General features: G+C 26.9%; 11 protein-coding genes and 1 tRNA gene. 4 read left to right on the top strand and 8 right to left on the bottom strand.

Features of this window, described 5'->3' with window-relative positions:
• Position 1: 1 nt before the first annotated feature.
• The 4 genes from AXW82_RS00295 to AXW82_RS00310 form a co-directional block, all read right to left on the bottom strand.
• Positions 2-757, bottom strand: coding sequence for a lysophospholipid acyltransferase family protein (locus tag AXW82_RS00295; RefSeq protein ID WP_004794240.1), 756 nt, complete (start codon positions 755-757; stop codon positions 2-4).
• A gap of 15 nt (positions 758-772) precedes the next feature.
• Positions 773-1,087, bottom strand: coding sequence for a 4'-phosphopantetheinyl transferase superfamily protein (locus tag AXW82_RS00300; protein WP_004794242.1), 315 nt, complete (start codon positions 1,085-1,087; stop codon positions 773-775).
• A gap of 71 nt (positions 1,088-1,158) precedes the next feature.
• Positions 1,159-2,427, bottom strand: coding sequence for a hypothetical protein (locus tag AXW82_RS00305; RefSeq protein ID WP_004794243.1), 1,269 nt, complete (start codon positions 2,425-2,427; stop codon positions 1,159-1,161).
• A 14-nt stretch (positions 2,428-2,441) separates the two neighbouring features.
• Positions 2,442-2,789 (bottom strand): S1 domain-containing protein, encoded by a 348-nt coding sequence (locus AXW82_RS00310; protein ID WP_004794245.1) that lies wholly within the window; start codon positions 2,787-2,789, stop codon positions 2,442-2,444.
• Positions 2,790-2,909: 120 nt separating this feature from the next.
• Here AXW82_RS00310 and AXW82_RS00315 point away from each other — a divergent pair, with 120 nt between their 5' ends.
• The 3 genes from AXW82_RS00315 to pfkA are packed head-to-tail and all read left to right on the top strand — an operon-like array spanning position 2,910 to position 7,211.
• Positions 2,910-5,399 carry a valine--tRNA ligase gene (locus tag AXW82_RS00315; protein ID WP_004794246.1) on the top strand — a complete coding sequence of 830 codons (2,490 nt, stop codon included), beginning with the start codon at positions 2,910-2,912 and terminating at the stop codon, positions 5,397-5,399.
• Entirely contained in the window at positions 5,387-6,220 is an 834-nt protein-coding gene (locus AXW82_RS00320) for a bifunctional 5,10-methylenetetrahydrofolate dehydrogenase/5,10-methenyltetrahydrofolate cyclohydrolase (RefSeq protein WP_004794250.1), read from the top strand. The genes AXW82_RS00315 and AXW82_RS00320 overlap by 13 nt, the downstream gene beginning before the upstream one ends.
• 13 nt (positions 6,221-6,233) lie before the next feature.
• Positions 6,234-7,211 (top strand): 6-phosphofructokinase, encoded by a 978-nt coding sequence (gene pfkA, locus AXW82_RS00325; RefSeq protein ID WP_004794251.1) that lies wholly within the window; start codon positions 6,234-6,236, stop codon positions 7,209-7,211.
• Between the two features lie 228 nt (positions 7,212-7,439).
• On the opposite strand, the gene AXW82_RS00330 is transcribed toward pfkA, so the two are convergent.
• The 3 genes from AXW82_RS00330 to AXW82_RS00340 all read right to left on the bottom strand — a co-directional run bounded on the left by AXW82_RS00330 (position 7,440) and on the right by AXW82_RS00340 (position 9,883).
• Positions 7,440-8,483: an LLM class flavin-dependent oxidoreductase gene (locus tag AXW82_RS00330; protein ID WP_004794253.1), complete on the bottom strand. Its 1,044-nt coding sequence runs from the start codon at positions 8,481-8,483 to the stop codon at positions 7,440-7,442.
• A gap of 14 nt (positions 8,484-8,497) precedes the next feature.
• A complete protein-coding gene (locus tag AXW82_RS00335) occupies positions 8,498-9,538 on the bottom strand; it encodes an LLM class flavin-dependent oxidoreductase (RefSeq protein WP_060913302.1) in 1,041 nt (346 codons plus the stop codon).
• Positions 9,539-9,792: 254 nt separating this feature from the next.
• Positions 9,793-9,883 (bottom strand) — tRNA-Ser (locus AXW82_RS00340).
• A gap of 177 nt (positions 9,884-10,060) precedes the next feature.
• Here AXW82_RS00340 and AXW82_RS00345 point away from each other — a divergent pair.
• Entirely contained in the window at positions 10,061-14,929 is a 4,869-nt protein-coding gene (locus tag AXW82_RS00345; RefSeq protein ID WP_004795103.1) for a hypothetical protein, read from the top strand.
• Between the two features lie 39 nt (positions 14,930-14,968).
• Here AXW82_RS00345 and AXW82_RS00350 read toward each other — a convergent pair whose 3' ends face one another.
• The gene (locus AXW82_RS00350; RefSeq protein ID WP_004795101.1) at positions 14,969-19,588 is read right to left on the bottom strand and encodes a hypothetical protein; all 4,620 of its coding nucleotides are present in this window, start codon (positions 19,586-19,588) and stop codon (positions 14,969-14,971) included.
• Positions 19,589-19,934 lie beyond the last annotated feature (346 nt).

Consider the following 19,934-nt stretch of genomic DNA (forward strand, 5'->3'; position numbering starts at 1 on the left):
TTTATTTTATTCCTTTTAATTCATTGTCTATTTTATTTTTCACCCTTTCAGCTATGGAAGCAGGTTCTTGGGTAATAACTTCCTTTGCTTTTATAATAGGCAAGAAAGAAACAATAACCTTACTTCTTCCTTTTTTAGATGATTTAAAAGAATTTAAAGTACCTTGTATAGCTACCGGAACTATAGGTAAGTATGATTGTAAAGCTATTTTAAATGCTCCTGGTTTGAATTCCCCTAAATCTTCTGTTTCAATTCTGTGTGCTTCTGGAAACACAATTCCGAATGTTTTATTTTGTCTTATAAATTCTGAAAAGTTATTCATTGCTTTTAAACTATTTCTAAAGTCATTAGGATCGATAAGAAATGTATCTAAAAGTGCTAAAGCATGTTTTGTAGTAAATGATTTATCCAAATCTTTCTTTGCGATAAAAGTAGGGATTCTTTGTTCGATTTTATCATGGTGTTCGCTTTTTTCTAAAGCCACGATTAAAGCAAGAACATCAGTGTATGATTTATGATTCGGCACTATTAAAACAGGTCCATTTTTAGGTAAGTTATCAATTCCCCTTACCTCTAAATCGATATTGTACATCTTTAAAAGTTTTTTTGAAAGTCTTAATAATTTATTGTATCTTTCAAAGTCAGGAACAAGTTCTGGAGTTTTTTTGTATTTTTTAGCAAGTTTCCTCAATGACAGAAATCTAAATAGTCACGGAATACTTAAAAAAACTTGTTTTAGTTTTATGTTTATTGTCATTTATGCCCCCTTAATTTATTTAACTAATTTTGTTACAAATGCTATTAATAAGTCGCCTTCGTGACTTATAGAAATTGAAAAATCTTTAAAAGTTCACCTTTTATTAATTTTAATAAGGTCAATAGAAGAAAAGTTAAAGTATTGATTATCAGCCTTAAAAATAGCTTCCTTTATTGCTCATGATCTTGCTAGAAATAATGATTTAGAATCAATATCACTAAGCTTTTGAAATTCTTGAAATTCATTTACTGATAAAATTTTTTTAGCAAAACTCAAAGATTTATCTTTAAACCTCGAAATTCTCGTTAGATCAACCCCATTTAATAACATATGTTTATAATTATATCATAATTATTTTTATAAATTTTTAGCAAAAACATGATAAAAAAAGTAAGAGAAACTTACTTTGTTTTGAATGGGTTGATATTATTGATTATGCCGTAAAAAATTTTAGATCAATATAGTATTGAAATAAACTCTCCAAAAACTTCCTCGCTTTGATTCTCGAAATCAATTCTTAATACGTCAGTTGCTTCGTTAAATGAAAGTAAATAATCATTAAAAGCATTTAAACTCGCATTCTTTATTTGATTCAAAGTAACGTGCTCAAAATTAGAAAGAAGATCGTCTTCATCTATAATTGATGAAGATTGAAAATCAAAATTATTTTGTTTAAATGTTAAGTATATTATTAATTTAGGTATTTTATTAGAGAGAACGGATTGACCTATTTTTGATATGTCGGTCGGAAAAAACGCATAATCTGAAAAAGTATTTTGTTTGATTGTTAAAGGATTGTAAAGATGCGAAAAAAGATTACTAGATATATTAAGAGAAGAGTCATACGAAACAAAGAGATTAATGTTTCGTAATGCATTTATTTTTCCGTTTTTACTTTTTGATATATCTTGATTTAAATAAAATGCAAGCTTTAATGCTGAATTAAAGTATAAATCATGATTTAAAACTTTTGTTGAATTGCTTTTATAACCATCAACTAATTTTTTTATATTTATCCCTTGTGTTGCTAAAATTATCAGAGAAATTTCTGAAAAAAAGGAATAATTTTCATTAATATCAGAGGATACAATAAAAATATTATTATTTGGTATTTTGTGCTTTTTCAAATGTTGAAATCATTCGTTCTTACCTATGAAATAAATCATTTTTTTAATCAAAAAGTCACTAGATTTTTCGCTAAACTTAGATAATATTAAGTTAATCATTTGATTGATTTTGCCTTCGTTTAGCTCAATGAACCCATCTAGAAAAATAATGGCTATTTTATTATTTTTATCTTCCTTGAAATACTTATCTAATTTTTGTTTTGTTATAGTTAACTTATCGTATCCATCAATAAAGTGCAATTTTATTTTGTTTTCATTATGAAAATTATTTTTTCCTAAAACAAAATCAAGACAACTATTAATTAATTTTTGAGTCGTTTGAGATGCTCATACAATTAAATGCTCTACCCCGTTTTTATATATATTGTTACAATACTTTATGATATCAACAATACCGTTTATAGAATAATTAATAGCTATGTCATCAAAATATAAGTTTTCTGAACCTTCAAAATTTAAAGATCTAATTTTTTCTATTATTTCTTTGTTTTTTAAAGGGTCATTGAAATTCTCTTCATTTCAATTAATAAAAATTTTACTCATTTTTATTCTTTCTTCTATTTATCTTCGGAATTAAACATTTTTTGAGAATGTTCATAAATATTTTTGAAGCCATTGGGCGTTTCTTTTAACCTAGTTGATATATTTTCTTTAAGTTCATTAGGGTGATTTTTTTTAAAACTTCCATATCCAATTTTTTGGTTATTTTCGGTTGTAACTTTCAATGCGATAAAATTAATAGTTTCACCAATAGAAAACATTTCATAAATATTTTTCTTTGAGAAATCAGATATTTCTCTTTTGTCAATAAAAAATGTAAAACCATCTTTTGTCTTTGTGGTAATAAACTTATTACCAGTTTTAATTACTTTTGCAATTACTACGTCTCCAATATTGTAAATCATAAATAATATTATACATTAAAACACTCTTTTTCGAATGTTATAAACACATATATGTATGAAAAAGCGAAAAACTTGATATAATTTAAACATTATTTTATTACGCTATAAGAAAGGGTTAAAATGAATAAAAATTATGATCATTTAGAAGTGGAAAAAGGAATTGAACAAAAATGAAAAGATAAAAAATATTTTATGACACATGACGAAAAATCTAAACCTTTTTCAATTTTGCTTCCACCCCCAAATGTTACTGGAAAATTACATTTAGGCCACGCATTAGATGTATATATACCCGATACAATTATCAGATACAAAAAACTAAAAGGATATGATGTGATGTGGATCCCGGGTATGGATCACGCTGGTATAGCTACGCAGTCAAAAGTTGAAGATGTTTTGTATAAAAGTACAGGACAAACAAGACACGATTTGGGTAGAGAAAAGTTTTTGGAAAAAATTTGGGAATGAAAAGAAGAATATGCATCATTATTTAGAAAGCAATGAGCTAAAGTTGGGTTAGCTCTTGATTATAGTAAAGAAAGATTTACTCTTGACGATGAAGCTAATAAAGCTGTTCAAAAAGTTTTTATAGATTTATATAACAAAGGATATATTTATAAAGATGTTAAAGCAGTGAGTTGAGATGTAAAATTGCAAACTGCAATTTCGAATATTGAAGTTAATAATGAACCAACAACTCAACTCATGTATTACATTAAATATAAGGTACAAGAAACTAATGAAGATTTAATAGTTGCAACAGTAAGAACAGAAACGCTATTAAGTGACGTGGCTATTGTTTATAACCCGAAAGATAAAAAATACTTAAAATACAAAGGCATGCATGTTATTCATCCTTTGACTAAAAAAGTTTTACCAATAATAGCTGATGAATATGTTGACCCAAATTTTGGTACTGGATTAATGAAACTTTCTGCTCATGCGGAAGCGGATATCGATATAATAAAAAAATTAGGATTAGAAATTAATGAGTCAATATCTAAGGATGGCTTAATTAACTGACCAAATTCAGAATTTCATGGTCTTGAAAGATTTGAAGCAAGAAAAAAGATTGGCGAATTTTTAAAAGAAAAGAATTTATTAGAAAAAATAGAAGAAGTGACATCAAACGTTTCTATTTCTGATAGATCAAAAACACCTGTGGAAATTTTGGTTTTACCACAATGATTTGTTAAAATGGATGATTTTAAACAACATATTTTAAATGATATGAGATCAAAGGAAAGTGTTAAATTTTATCCTAAACGCTTAAAGTTAACAATGAAACAATGGATGGATAAATTACATGATTGAAATATTTCAAGACAATTATGATGAGGTCACAGGATTCCTGCTTGATATAAAGACAATGAAATAAAGGTTCAGATAGAATCACCTGGTGAAGGATGAAAACAAGATGATGATGTTTTAGACACATGATTCTCATCAGGAATTGCTCCGTTTGTCTTTATGGGATGACCTAAAAAAACAAGCATGCTTAAACGTTATTATCCAACAAGTTTATTAGTTACTGGTTATGATATTATTTTCTTTTGAGTAGCAAGAATGTACTTTTTTGGTATTGAATTTATGAAAGAAGCTCCTTTTAAAGAACTTTTATTCCATGGCCTTATAAGGGATTCAAAGGGTGTTAAAATGTCTAAATCATTCAACAATGGTGTTGACCCAATGGATTTAATTGATCAATATGGTTCTGATTCTTTAAGATGATTTTTATTAACAAATACATCCCCTGGAATGGATATTAGATTTTCAACTGAGAAAGTAGAAACAGCTTGAAGATTAAATAATAAATTATGAAATGTGGCTAATTTTATAAATGAAATGCCAAATTATAATGTTAATACCAAAAAAACACCTTATGATTATTGAATTCTTGATAAATTGAGTAATTTAAGTAAGCAAATTACTAAATTAATGAAAAAGTATGAATTTGCAGTAATTGGTTCAGAAATATATAAATTTTTATTTAATGACTTAAGTAGTTGATATATAGAGTTTTTAAAAACAACACAAAACAAAAAAGGCGCTCTTGATGTATTGAAAAAAACTTTAATAGTATTACACCCATTTTTACCTTTTATAACAGATAGAATTTTTAAAGATGTTTTTGGTGAAGAATTATTAGAAAATAAAATGCCTAAGTTAATGAGTTATAAAAACACAAATAAAATTGATGAAATCATTAATATAATCACCGAAATCAGAAAATATCGTGAGGATATGAAAATCTCAAAGAAAATTGAAATTGAATATTTTTATACTGGTAACATAGACGAGGAATTAATTAATATCATTAAGAGAATGAGTAATTCTGCTATTTCGAAAAATAATGATTTCTTAATTTCTTTAAACACAGAAAGTTTATTTATAAAACAGTCCGATGAATTAAGGGAACAAAACAAAAAAGAATTGTTACAAAAAATAGAGCAAATAAAATTTGAAATATCAAGAGCTCAAAAAATTCTTTCAAACGAGAGATTTATCCAATCTGCCCCTGCTAATAAGGTTCAAGAAGAACGCGACAAACTTGAGAAATATACTAAAGATCTAGAAAAATATACCGAGGAGTTAAAATGAAAATACTAAGCGGAAAAGAATTAGCAAAAATCGAAACAGAAAAATTAAAAAAAGAACTTGAAGATATGCAATTGGTAAGAAAACCTATTTTATCGATTGTGCAAGTAGGAGATAATCCTGCTTCAAACAAGTATATCGCCGCAAAACTAAGGAAATGTGAAGAAGTCGGTATCGAAGGAAGGTTGCATAAATTCAAAGAAACTATTTCTCAAAATGGTCTTCTTAAAAAGTTAGATATAATCAATGAAGAGTCAGATGGAATAATAATTCAATTACCCTTACCTGATCACATTCCTACTCAAGTTATATTGGATGCAGTCCCATTTGAAAAAGATGTTGATGGTTTAACATCAAGAAATGAATTTAAATTATATAATGATTCTGATCAAAAGTATTTTGTACCCGCAACAGCGAGAGCAGTATTGGAAATAATGGATCATTACAATGTTAATTACAAAGAAAATGTTAAAGTTTGTGTTGTGGGAAGAAGTCATGTTGTTGGTAAACCGCTTGCACATATTATCAAAAAGCAAGGTGCAGACGTAGCAACTTTTAACGAAAGAACAGGTGTTAAAGGCGTTGAGTCTGGAGATGTTGTTATTGTTGCTATAGGCGTTGCAAATCACATTAAAGCCGAAAATATAAAAGAAGGCGCAGTAGTAATTGATGTAGGAACAAATCTAGATGGGAACTTATCAAAAGAACTTTATGGAGATGTTGATTTTGAGTCTGTTAAAGAAAAAGCCTCTGCAATAACGCCTGTTCCAGGCGGAGTAGGACCTATGACAGTTGTTTGTTTATTAAAAAACTTGGTAGATGCTATCAAATAAAAAAGGAGTACTTATGAAAAAAATCGCTATTTTAACTTCAGGTGGTGATGCCCCTGGTATGAATAATGCAGTACGTGCAGTAGCTAAGCATGCTAAAGCAAACGGTATTGAAGCTTTCTTAGTTTATGAAGGATACAAAGGATTATACAATGATCAAATTATACCTGCTGATTCAGTAGATTTAGATGCTTATATAAATCAAGGTGGAACATTTATTTATTCAGCACGTTTTCCAGAATTTAAAGATGAGAATATACGTAAGGTAGCTATTGATAATTTACAAAAAAGAAATATAGAAGCTCTAGTTGTAATTGGTGGAGACGGAAGTTATAAAGGTGCTCAACTACTACATGAAGCCGGAGTAAAAACAATTGGTTTACCAGGTACTATTGATAATGATATTGCTGCAAGTGATTATACAATTGGTTATGATACAGCTTTAAATACAATAGTAGATGCTATTGATAAAATAAGAGACACAGCTAAAAGTCATCAAAGAATAATGATAGTTGAAGTTATGGGTAATGGTTGTGGTGACTTGGCATTGTATTCAGGTCTTGCAACTGGTGCAGAAATTATTGCTACAAACCAATACAAATTATCAAACGAAGAAATTGTAGAAAAATCAAAAGAATTAACAAAACAACCAGGCAGAAGAAGTATTATAATAGTAGTCTCAGAGAAATGTTATGATATCAAAGAACTCGAAAAACAAATTCAAGAAGGGACAGGTTGAGATACAAGAAGCAACCCTCTTAACCATATTCAAAGAGGCGGAAGACCATCAGCTCAAGAAAGAATCTTGGCTTCATTACTTGGACAAAAAGCTGTCGACTTTTTACTAGAAGGGAAATCAGGTCTTGCTGTTGGTATTATAAAAAACGATATTGTTGGAGTACCTATTTTAGAAGCTTTATCAATGGAAAATGCATCTAAAAATAAATTTATTCAAAAAGCAATTAAATTTAATAAATTAAATCAAGCAAAATAAATAACAAAAAAACAAGAAGCTATAAAACCCTCTTGTTTTTTTGTTGCTCTTGCAATTTTTTAAAAGAATTTTGACCAAAATATGAAAATTTCCACATTTTTTTATCTTTATTATTTAGAAAGTAATTAATTTACTCAACATACAAAACATCTAATGTTTAAACAAAAAAATCATCCGGAATTGCGGAATGATTTTTTTAGTCTATTTTGATTGTTTTGCATTAATATTTTATTTATTAGCAAAATATTCTCTAACAATAGGAGCAACTTCTTCACCATAAAGTTTAATAGCTTTTAATAAATCTTCATGAGGAACTGACCCTGTTGGTAAGTGCAACATAAATCTATCAAGTTGCAATTCTTCTACAAGTTTAATAATTTTCTTAGCAACTAGTTTCGGATCACCAACTATCATTGCTCCTTGATCTGAAACCATGTACTCGTATGATCTTCTATCCATTTCTGTTCAACTTTCTCTTGTTCTTGCTATGTTATCAACAAGTTGTTTAGTAGGTCAGAAGAAATCGTTCTTAGCTTTTTCTGTTGTTTCAGCAATGTATCCTCATGAGTGAGCACCAACTTTAAGCTTGTCTTCGCTGTGACCAGCTTCTTTCCCTACTTGTTTATAAGCATTAACTAATGGTTTAAAAGCATATGGGTTACCACCAATGACAGCATAAACAATTGGAAGTCCTTTTAAAGCAATATTAATAGTTGAATGAATATTACCACCTGTAGCAACTCAGATTGGTAAATCTATAGCTCTAGGGTATACTCCCTTAGCATCTATTGATTGTGTTAATTTTCCTTTTCAAGTAACAATTTCATTATCTTTAATATGTAATAACATATCTAATTTTTCTGTAAATAATTGTTCATAATCTTTTAAATCATACCCAAAAAGAGGGAATGATTCGATAAATGATCCTCTACCAACCATAATTTCTGCGCGACCATTTGATAAAGCATCAACGTGAGCGAAGTTTTGATACACTCTAACTGGGTCATTTGATGAGAGAACTGTTACAGCACTTGTAAGTTTAATCTTTTTTGTATTTACAGCACCTGCTGCTAACATCATTTCAGGGCTAGAAATAGCAAAGTCTTCTCTGTGGTGTTCACCAACTGCATAAATATCCAATCCAACTTTATCCGCTAATTCAACTTCTTCAATCATATTTCTGATACGTTCATCATGAGAAATGGCTTTCCCTGTTTTTTCTAGTATTGTTGTTTCCCCAAATGTTGAAATTCCTAATTCAATTTTTTTCATAATTTTCTCCTAATTTATTTATTTTTAAAATATTCTCTAACTATTGGTGCTACTTTTTCACCAAATAATTTTATAGCATTTAAAACATCTTCGTGTGGTATTGAACCCACTGGTAAATGTATTAAAAATCTATCAATTCCCAATGTATCCATAACTCTAATTATTTTTTGAGCTACTGTTTCGGGATCTCCTACAAACATTGAACCATTTGGACCAATCATTTCTAAATATCTTTCACGATCTAACTCTCTTCAATGAGGTCTTTCCTGAGCTATTCTATCAACAAGTAACTTTGTTGGATAAAAGAATTGATCAATTGCTTTTTGATTATCTTCAGCAATGTATCCTCATGAGTGTGAAGCAACTTTTAATTGTTCATCACTATGCCCAGCTTCTTTTCCGATCATTCTGTACCCTTGAATTAAGCGTTTAAATCCTAGAGGATTACCACCTATAATTGCGTATGCTATTGGTAAACCTTTTTGGGCAATTGATATTGTTGACTCTATATTACCACCTGTAGCAACTCAAATCGGCATATCGATAGCTCTAGGGTATACTCCCTTAGCATCTATTGATTGTGTTAATTTTCCTTTTCAAGTAACAATTTCGTTATCTTTAATATGCAACAACATATCTAGCTTTTCGGTAAATAATTCATTATAATCTTTTAAATCATACCCAAAAAGAGGGAATGATTCGATAAATGATCCTCTACCAACCATAATTTCTGCACGACCATTTGATAAAGCATCAACGTGAGCGAAGTTTTGATACACTCTAACTGGGTCATTTGATGAGAGAACTGTTACAGCACTAGAGAGTTTAATGTTTTTTGTATTTACAGCACCTGCTGCCAAAATGATTTCAGGGCTAGAAACAGCAAAGTCGTCTCTATGGTGTTCACCAACTGCATAAACATCTAATCCAACTTTATCAGCAAGTTCAATTTCTTCAATCATATTTCTAATACGTTCATCATGTGAAATAGCTTTTCCTGTTTTTTCCAATTTTGTTGTTTCTCCGAAAGAAGAAATACCTAACTCTATTTTCATATTTTATCCTTATTGCGTTTTGTTTGCTTAATTATTATATATCAATATTCATTTTAATATTTTTTTTCAAAAAAGTTTGTAAAGTAGACAAAATTATTCGAAATAGACTTTTTTTCCTTAAATTTGATTAAAAAATACCTTTAAATTTTTGAAATTTTTTAATATCAGAACAAAAAATAAAAATACTAAAAACAAAATATAAAAAAATTAGCAATTTTATGATTAAATTGCTAATTAAAAAAGTTATAAAAAAATGGCGGAACAGAGAGGATTTGAACCTCCGCGGGAGTTGCCTCCCCTACAGTCTTAGCAGGACCGCCTCTTCAGCCTCTTGAGTACTGTTCCAATTGCTATAGAATTATACCACTTTCTTTTTTAAAACTAAAAAAAGTAAGAAAAAATGTTTTCGAATTTTTGTTATAAACATAATAGCTAATCACAAAAATAACTATAATTAAAAAACTATAACTATATTTTAGCAATTTTTAGTGGTATAATTAATATTATAAGAAGGAAGTTAAAATGAAGAATATTAAAAAAATAACATTTTTAGGAACTTTATCTTCACTTTGTTTTATTAATGTTGCTTGTGCAACAAATCAACAAACAACAATAAGTAAAGAAGCTCAGGTAACTAAAATTGATTACAACTTTGATGATGAATCAAAAACCCAAATTATATTAACAATAACAAATATTAGCACCTTTAAAAATTTAAATGATGTCCAATTAGAAGTTTCTAATATTGAAGGTATAAAAACGATTTCAAATGGCATTTTCATTAGTAAGAATAAAATTTTATTTAATTTTAATGATTTAGTAAATAATGTTGAATATCAGATTCAATCATTAACAATTAATAATAATGCTATATATTTCTCTAATAAAGTTTCAAATAAAAGTTTTATTGCTAAATTAAAAAAAGAAAAAAAGCCGGATTCTAGCGTTTTAAATATATCTAAAATTTCTATAAGTAATATTACAAGTAATTCAGCAACAATAAGTCTTGATGTTACAAATTGAGATTTTAAAAATATAATTTATTTAGTAATTGATGATAAAAAATATGATTTATATAATTTGAATGACAATACTATAACATTTAAATTAAGTAATTTAAAAAGTGATACTTTTTATGATAATTACAAAATTTTTGTGAATGAAGACTTAATTAATGTGGATAAAAATACTTTTAAACCCTTTCGCACTTTAAAAGATTCATTTCAAAAAGAACAAGGAACAGTAGTAGTTAACTCTATTGTTTTGAGCTCTTTAAGTGAAAATGCAGCAAAAATAAGGATCAATCTAAGTAAGAATGGTTTCAAAAAAGTAGATATCAAGTTTAATGATATAGATAATATCGTTGAATTTAATATCGATAATAAAAACTATATTGATATTGATTTAGTAAATTTAGTATCAAACAAAAAATATACTTTAGAAAAACTAAAGATTGATAATCAAGAAATCTTATTAACAAATGTATTTAGTTTCAATACAAATCTTGATAGATATTATATTGATGACCTTTATTTTTACAATGTAACAAAAAGTAGCGCAATTTTAAAATTTAGATTAAATGACTCAAATAATATTGATGAAAATAATGTCTCATTTACTCTCTCGAATAATAAAGAATATAAGGGTCTAATTAAAGAAAATAATTATTTCCTTTTTCACATTAAAAACCTAGAAAAAAATACAACATTCTCTATTTTAAATATTAAGTTTGGCGACAAAAATATAGAAATTTCTAAGGAATATAAAAAAGAATTTACAACTAAAAATGATGACTTATCAGATGATGAGCCTAGCAATAATTCTGGAGGAAGGTATGATTCAAGAATTAATGAAACATCTAACTTTATAGAATTTATTAACGAGGATAGAAATATTGAAATCTCTGAAAATTTTAGCGATACTTTTATAAAGTCTAAAAGTGAATGACAAGGGTATTTTAACTTTATAAATAAACAAAAAGTTGAACATTATAATGAAGATTTTGAGAAAACCAACCAAGATAATAGCTCTGAAAAGTATGCTAGAATCATTGATGTAAATATAAAAAATGATCTAATTGAATATGATATAGAAATTAACGATGAAGAAAGTTCAAGTTATAGTTTAAGAATAGAGAAAAACACAAATAATACTAAAAAAGAGGAAATAATAAATTCACAAAGTTTAGGAAATTCAAAATATCGATTTATTGTTAATAATTTAAATTCCAATGTTTTGGTAAGGGCTATTGAACTAATGAAGGGCGCAAACACAAAACTTGGTATAACGAATTTAACAACTACACCTTATAAAGTGTATGATGTTCACACTAATTCAAATGGTTTCATTTTTGAACCGACATACAATTGAGAGCTATATAGCTCTAATAGTAATTACTACTCAATAGCTTTTAATGTTTCATTAAAAAATGAAAATATAAATTGGCCAACAAGGTTTGAATTAGAATACTTTGATAATAATTTTAATATTCATAACCAACCGTTTACACTTCAAGGAAGAAATACAGAAAATAGAAGAAAAATAGAATTCTATGACCTTCCTAAAACAAAAGTTAATAAAATTTTGGGTATTAGCTTTACTAAAAATGGCAAAAAATATATTATTACAGGAATAAATCAAATTAACAAGCCTTCAGAAGATCTTAGAGATAATAATAGCAATAGTTTAGTGGTAATCAATTCAATTACAAAGGATGATAACTTTGTGACCGTTAATTTAGTTAAAAGCTTGCCGCTAAATATTTCTCATATAGATTTTAAAATAAAGAGCTTAAACCCTTTTGAGCCTTATTCAAAAATAATGGAAGCTAATATAAGTAGTGATAGATTAAGTGCTAATATTCCTATAGATTTGTTGCCTAAAAATATTAATAATTTTATTATTGTTGGAAGTAAAGTGAACAATAAAATTGAAAAATTCGGATTTCAAAATAGATTTAAATTTAGTATTAATAATTTAGAATCCAAAAATATAAGGTTAGAAAAGATTGATTTTATTAAAAATGAACACAACAAGAGGTTATTTGCTTCTGCAAGATTCAATTTTGAACAAGAAGATTTTGCTTTCTTTAAAGATAAATGGTTTCAATTTACTTTTGAACCAGAAGTCGATAAAGGTTCAAAAGAATATTATGGATTTAATTTTGTTACGGAATATAAAATTTACGTTCCATTTGAAAAAATTTGAAAATTTGGATTAAATGGTTTCTATGAAAATGTTCGGTATAAATTAAAATCAGTAAAAGTCGTTGATCCATACACATTAAATTCTTATTTTGATAATATAAGTATTTCGAGCACAATTAATAATTCGTTTGTTTATAAATTTAATTATAATGAGAATGAAAATAAATTAATTAGCCCAGAGGTTGAAGAATCTATTGATTATGAAGATAATTCGGAATTTATAAGCAGAAGAAAGGATCTTACTTTTGATGATTTAATAAATTATTGATTATCTCCTAGTGAGAAAAATAAAATACCTTATTCTCTTCAAAACCATTATGCACTTATGGAATATGAAAAATTTTATTTTTACAAAAAAGTATTAACAAATGGATTAAAAGAAAAGAAAAAATTTATTATGGTAGATGACAATGGTGAACATATAAACTACAGATTCTTAGCACCTAGAGAAATTATAGACAAAACATTTTTTAATTTTAATGCAGAAAGAACAGAGGCTACATTAACAAAAGATCTTTCTGAATATAAAAATCTCGAAAATCATGAGGAATCATTTTTTGTTCTTAGATTAGAATTAGATACTAAGAAAAGAATTCTTTCAGAACTCAGTTCAATAATACAAACTGAGTCAAAAAATGCTAAAGCTTTTGTTCAAATAGCTATCCCATATATGTTATTAAAAGAACAAGGTGAAATAGATAGTGCCACCTTCACATTTTTCCAAGCAAGGGGAAACAGAAAGATTCATGAGGTTTTAGAAAAGGAAATTGCTGATAAGTTTAAGTTCAATATTAAGTTAGATGAAAATAATAAAATGTCAATAAGGATACTATCTAAGGATAATCAAACTAGGCTTTTTGATTATCTACCAGATCATTATTTCTCATTAGAGAATTCTGCATTTATTGGTAATTCAACCTTTTTTGTTCACTGGATTCATAAAAAAGAGTCTCAAGATATCACTTTTGAAGGAAAGCCTTTGAAAAACAATTTATCAATTGACACAGATAAGTTATATATAGATAGTGAATCCAATACCGATAGATCATTATTTGATAAATATATTGATTTTTCTAAAAAAGATGGAACTAGAAGGCTATTTAAACAAGACTCAGCTCCTACAATAAATGACATAAGAAAAAGAACATTTACATTTGGAGAATACTACGGAACTTGAAGTGTTCTTGGGAAAGTTAAGCCAAGTGACGAAGAGGATCATAGATTTTATGTAATTACAAATCAACATGTTTGAGTAGATTTGAATCGTAGTGATATAAGTGAAGATGGCAATTTAACAAAATATATTAATGATGCTTCATTATTAGTGCCCATACTAGTTGATAAACCAAGTAACAATGAAACTAGTGTTATAAACCCAATATATACCTCAGAAAATAAATGAAGAGCCAAAGATATCAGGTTTTCATTAGAACTTATAACTGACTTTAATACTGAAACGAGCTTTCCTAGTCCTAAAGACATCAAAGATGGTTATGGTAATACGCTTGATCCTAAATTTGAAGTAGAAGGAAGAGCCGATATGGCTATTGCTATATTAGATTTAAGTTTCTTTTACAATAATTTTAAATCGAAGGACGAAAATAGTTGAAGTTATAATGGAAATGAATTGACAGAATACGAAAAAAGTGTAGTTAAATTCTTTTTAGGTTGAGAAAAGTTATCTATGGTCAAAGCAAGCAGAATGGTATTACACTTAAATGAATCTGTTAATCTAAACTGATATTATGGTGCTTATCCATATAATGCTTCATTTAATAAAGATAGTAGCAATGCAGATATAAAAAGATATAGAGAATATTTATTAGGTAACATACCTTCTTCTATAGGGCGTGTATCTTACTTAGGTAGCACTGTAAATAATCTTGCTATTTCATATAGTACAGAATTTGTTGATTTAGGAACAGGAGCATCTGGAACAAGTATTTATGATTCACAAGGTAATATTGTTGGATTACATGTCCAAGGAGGGAATGCTGGCGCACATCAACCAGGTTTTGGAAGCTTTTTCGTCGTTGATGGACATAAAATATCATTTATTGGTAGAGGTGATACACCACAAAACCAAGGTTCATTTTATGAGAGAATGAGACTATTGTCATATCTATATCCCGAAAAATATGACCCAATAAATTTTGCTGAAGTAAAGAAAAATTATTTTGATTAGAATTTAGAAAAAATATACACAATGCATTGTGTATATTTTTTAATCTTCATCTATATTGTAAATTTTAGGAGTTTTTAGGAAATTGGTATTTTCGTATCTTTCGGGGTATAAATAAGATAATAATCTTACCCTTTCATAGAAAGAAGCAGGGTTTTGTGGTGTTGTACCATCACCTATAAACTTATATTTATGTCCATCAACAACAAATATACCGGATACACCTTTTTCATCTTTTTTAGCACCTTTTGTTGCTTCAACTACAAACCCGGCTATTTTATTTTTTGAGTCATATACTGTTGTTCCAGATGCTCCACCAGCTATATCTACAACATCTGTGTCAAATTGCACCAAAAGATTTTTAGATGTTGCACCTAAATAACTTACAACACTAAATACATTATTTGTGTTGCCTAGTAAGTATTCACGATAACGCTTCCCTTTACGAGAATCTTTATTATTTGATGCTAAACCTGGATATGGTGCTGTAAATCAATTAAGATTGTAGTATTCACTTAAATGATGATTGAAAGAGCTGATCTCAACAAATGGTAAGTTTTTTCAGTTTAAGAAGAATTTAATAATTTCTTTTTGTCTTTCATTTAACGGAATCCCATTATATGTTGCTTGATCCAAAGTTTCTAAACTAAAGTTCTTAAAAAAGAAGCTCATATCAACTTTTGCAACAATTAAATCGGCTCTACCTAGTAGTCAAGGGTCTTTCTTGTTATTTGTTTTGATAGATTCGGCATATGTATCTTTGAAATTACTTGGATGAGGATAATAAGAGTCATCATCGAAGTCTACTATTGATTCGATTTTGAATTCAACACCATTAAGATTTCAAACATTTGAATTATCGAAATAAGGTGTAGGATTTGAATCATTTATGTTTTCAGGTTTTTCAGTAATAATAGGAACCTTGAATCAGGTATTATTTAAAATTTTATATTCATTACCATCTATAGAAACACCTGATTTTTTCGCAAAAACTTTTCAAACATGAGAATTGCTAACAACATAATAGTTGTAGTCCAAATCATCATGTGGTTTTACTTTACCCATAACACTTCATGTTCCGTTAGGTACATTTTGAAAACTAAACGAACGACTTCTGATATGTTCTGTACTTGATGTTTTATCTTCTTTATACAAACGTTTTGTGCTTTCTTGTTTGTTTTTTAAAGTTATATTTTTTTCAAATAATTTATCGTTTGCCTTGTTTTCGTTATTGATAAAAGTTTCGTTTAAACTTGTAGAAAGATTATCTTTTAAAGGAGTTGCACTAAAACTTATTTCATGATTATTATTAATTGTTTTGATTCAATGTAATGTTGTTGATACATTACCTATAAAAGTGGAATTAGCTAGCGAAAAGTAATGATCTGAAAGTTTATCAAATATTAGAACATTATCATATTTAGGTATAATTTCAAGTTTCAAGTTATTATCAACTAAACTAACTTTAAATTGAAAACGATCTTTAATTTGTTTAGAAATAACTTCATGGATTCTAATATCTCCTCGAGTTTGTAAAAATGTAAATGTCGCATCATCAATAACTTGTTTTTGTTTTATATCCTTATAACTAATAGGTATACTTATAAATGATTTAGCAGTAGTAGAAGCAGGATCTAATGGAGTTGTTTCAGATAACTTACGTTTATGATTATCTAGCTCTAGTCTAAAAATAAATATAGCCTCATTTTCTATTGAGCTTAATCCCTTATATTGATCGATGTTTTCTGTAATTGTAACTTTTTTATGGTTATCATCCAAAATAGGTACAGCATTATCTAAGATTTTACGACCAGCAATCACTCTTAGATTTACTTCATTACCTTCCTCATTAATCATTATAAAGTTCTTTCTTGGTTTAATAGAACCGGTAGCATTTTTATAAAAATGATAACGCTCATATTCAATTAATGCGTAGTGATTTTGGATAGAATATGGTATTTTAGATTTGGTTTCATTCGATAGTCAAATATTTATTAAGTCTTGTTTTTGTAAATTTAGATTTTTAGTTATTAAATCTGAATCATTAAAATTGAATTCAGAATGGACTTTATCACTTTTTATCACATAATTATTTAAAGTGTTAGGATAGTTAAACTTATAAATAAAATCCTTTTTAATATTATTCGAAATACTAATGTTTTCATAATAAGGATCTTGAGTAAATGGTTCAATAACTTTAATTGATTTTAAACTATACTTGGTATTTTCATAAAAACCATTTAGCCCGAATTTTCATAAATTTTTAAATGGCACATTAATTTTATATTTTGTAACAAAATTGAATCCATAATATTCTTTTGAACTTTCATCGACTTCTGGCTCAAAAGCAAATTGAAACCATTTATCTTCAAAGAAAGCAAAATCTTCTTGTTCAAAATTGAATCTTGCAGAAGCTAATAATTGTTTTTTGTTTTCATCTTTAATTATTCTAAAATCAAGTAAATTAAACTCTTTTTGATTATTATTAACCGCAAATTTATATTTTTCATTCAACCCATAGTCAATAACTTCGTTTTGTAATTTTGTAGCAACAATAATATACTTTGAAATATTTTTGGGAAGCATTTCTGTATTAAATGAACTAATTTTTTGATTATGGTCTACATTTGCTCTGATTATTTTTGATCAAGGTTGAAATGGATTAGTACTTTTGACTAAAAAATCAACATAATTAATTGATGATTGAATATCATTTGTATAGTTAACATTAACTATATTGTTTGTTACACTAACTGAATTAATATTAAAATTAGAAATTTTATCACCATCGTTAGCATTTGGTTTTTCTATAACATGATCAAAATTTGTTAAATCATAATATTCATTCCCATTCTTTAAAACCAAATTTAAAACTTTATTGACCTTTGATCTTTCAAAATATGCCTCAACTCTTCTTGGTTCTGCTTCGCTTCTTTTATTTACATAGTTTAAATCAATATATTCGATTTTATTTTGGTTATTTATTATTCTTAAAGCAAATGCATTGGGTCAATCTATATTAGAAACCGATCTTCATACATCTATAGCAAAACTATATTGTGATGAAGATGCCTCTCAAAGTTTTCATTCAGTTAAATTTTGAAAAGTAAATGCTCCAGATTGCTCATTTACTTTTTTATTTGATATAGAAAAGTTTTTATTTTTGAAATTATTTATTTCTTCATTATTTTGAAATAGTCCTATAATATTAATATTTTCACCGTTTTGGATATTTTGTATTTCAAACTCAGCAATATTATTTTTATTATTCTTTTGATCGATAAAACTTATATTTCCTTTTCTTTCTATTTTTAATTTTAGGTGATCATAATTGCTGTTTATTTTTATTTTAACTTTGAGTATATTGTTTGTGATTTTTAAGTCAATAATTTCACTTTGCTCTTTTCGTTCAAATTTTTCATTTGGAATATTAGACTTAGATTTTTTTATAAAATTAAAGTAATTATTAAGTTTTGGGTTGTTTTTGATATTTTCGAAATTTTGGCTATCTTTTTCAACCACATTTAACTCATCATTGTAAAAAGTTGTGTAAGAAGAAATCGATGGTTCATTTTTTTCTATATTTTGATGATCATTATTATGATTATTGTTATTATTATATTCTCTTGTAACAAAGCCAAATTGTTTTTGTATTGATAATTTGTTGCTATTCAATTTTATTTCAAGCACTCTATAATTTGTATTAGGTTTTAGGTTATTAATAACAAAATCTACATAATTTTGATCATAATTAACAACATTACTTGATTGATATTTGCCATCTGATAAAGTAATTTCAAGAAAATTTCTTTGACTTTTATCAAATAATTTTGAAAAGTACACACGTATTGTTGTTGATGTTTCAGTATCATTAATTAATTCAAAATCATTCACAAAAATATTTTTATTATCTGAATCACTTGTTGTAGGTTTATCTTGTTTGTTGTTCTGATTTTTTAAATTTTCTGGAGTTATGAATGAAACATTGTTAGAGTTATATAGAATTTCATTATTATCTAATTTAACGCCTTTTAACATGTATTTAGTTTTTGGTTTTAAATTAGTTATATTATATATTGCATAATCATCCTGGTATGACACCATTTTATATTCTAAATTAGGTTCGAACTGGAATTTAATTTTAGAAAGCAATGAATCATTTTTTGAACTATAGTTTATTTTTAATTTAGCGTTCGAATGATCAATATCATATACTTCTATATTTTTTATCAATAATTTATCATTATTAGAAATTGTTTGAAAATCCGTTTTAATTCAATTAGGTATTTCGGCTTTTTCATTATTAATTGTTAGACTCTTGATAAAGTAGCGAGAATCTTGTTGTAAGTTATTAACTGTGAAGATAATTTTATTATTATTAATACCTTCTGGTTTTGAATATATATCATAAGAATCTATAAGTCCACTAACATTAATATATGATTCTTCAGCACTAACATTAATATTATTTTTCAGTTCAATTATTATTGTCACTTTGTTTTTTGAAACTTTAAAAAACTCAATTTTTTTAACTTCATTTTTTTGAATTTTTGTTTCAGCCTTTTTGTCATAACTGCATGATGCCAGGAATGGTGTAGTTAAACCTAGAAAGGGAATTAAATTTATTTTTTTAAATATATTTTTCTTTACAGATTTTTTCATCAATACCCCGCTTTTATAAAATAAATATACTCTTCTTATTTTATATTTTACACCTTTATCAATAAGATGACTTGTTTTTTGTAATAATAAACAAATTTATGCGGGAAGAATGTTTTTAATTCAATTACATATAATTTTAATGTTTTTTAATACTAAGGTTAAAGGTGTTGGTTTTTTGTATTAATAAAATTTAATTGTAAATTTTTACATGAATTTTTCATTACTCATAATACAGTTCTTAAAAGAGGTTTGTTGAGTTTTGTTGGTTTCTCAATAATTTTTTGATTAATATTTTTCTGTTTTTTATTTTATTACTTTTTTTCTTCATACCCTTTAAATATTAATG

It is taken from the genome of Mycoplasmopsis canis PG 14 (assembly GCF_001553195.1).
Lineage (GTDB): Bacteria > Bacillota_I > Bacilli_A > Mycoplasmatales > Metamycoplasmataceae > Mycoplasmopsis > Mycoplasmopsis canis.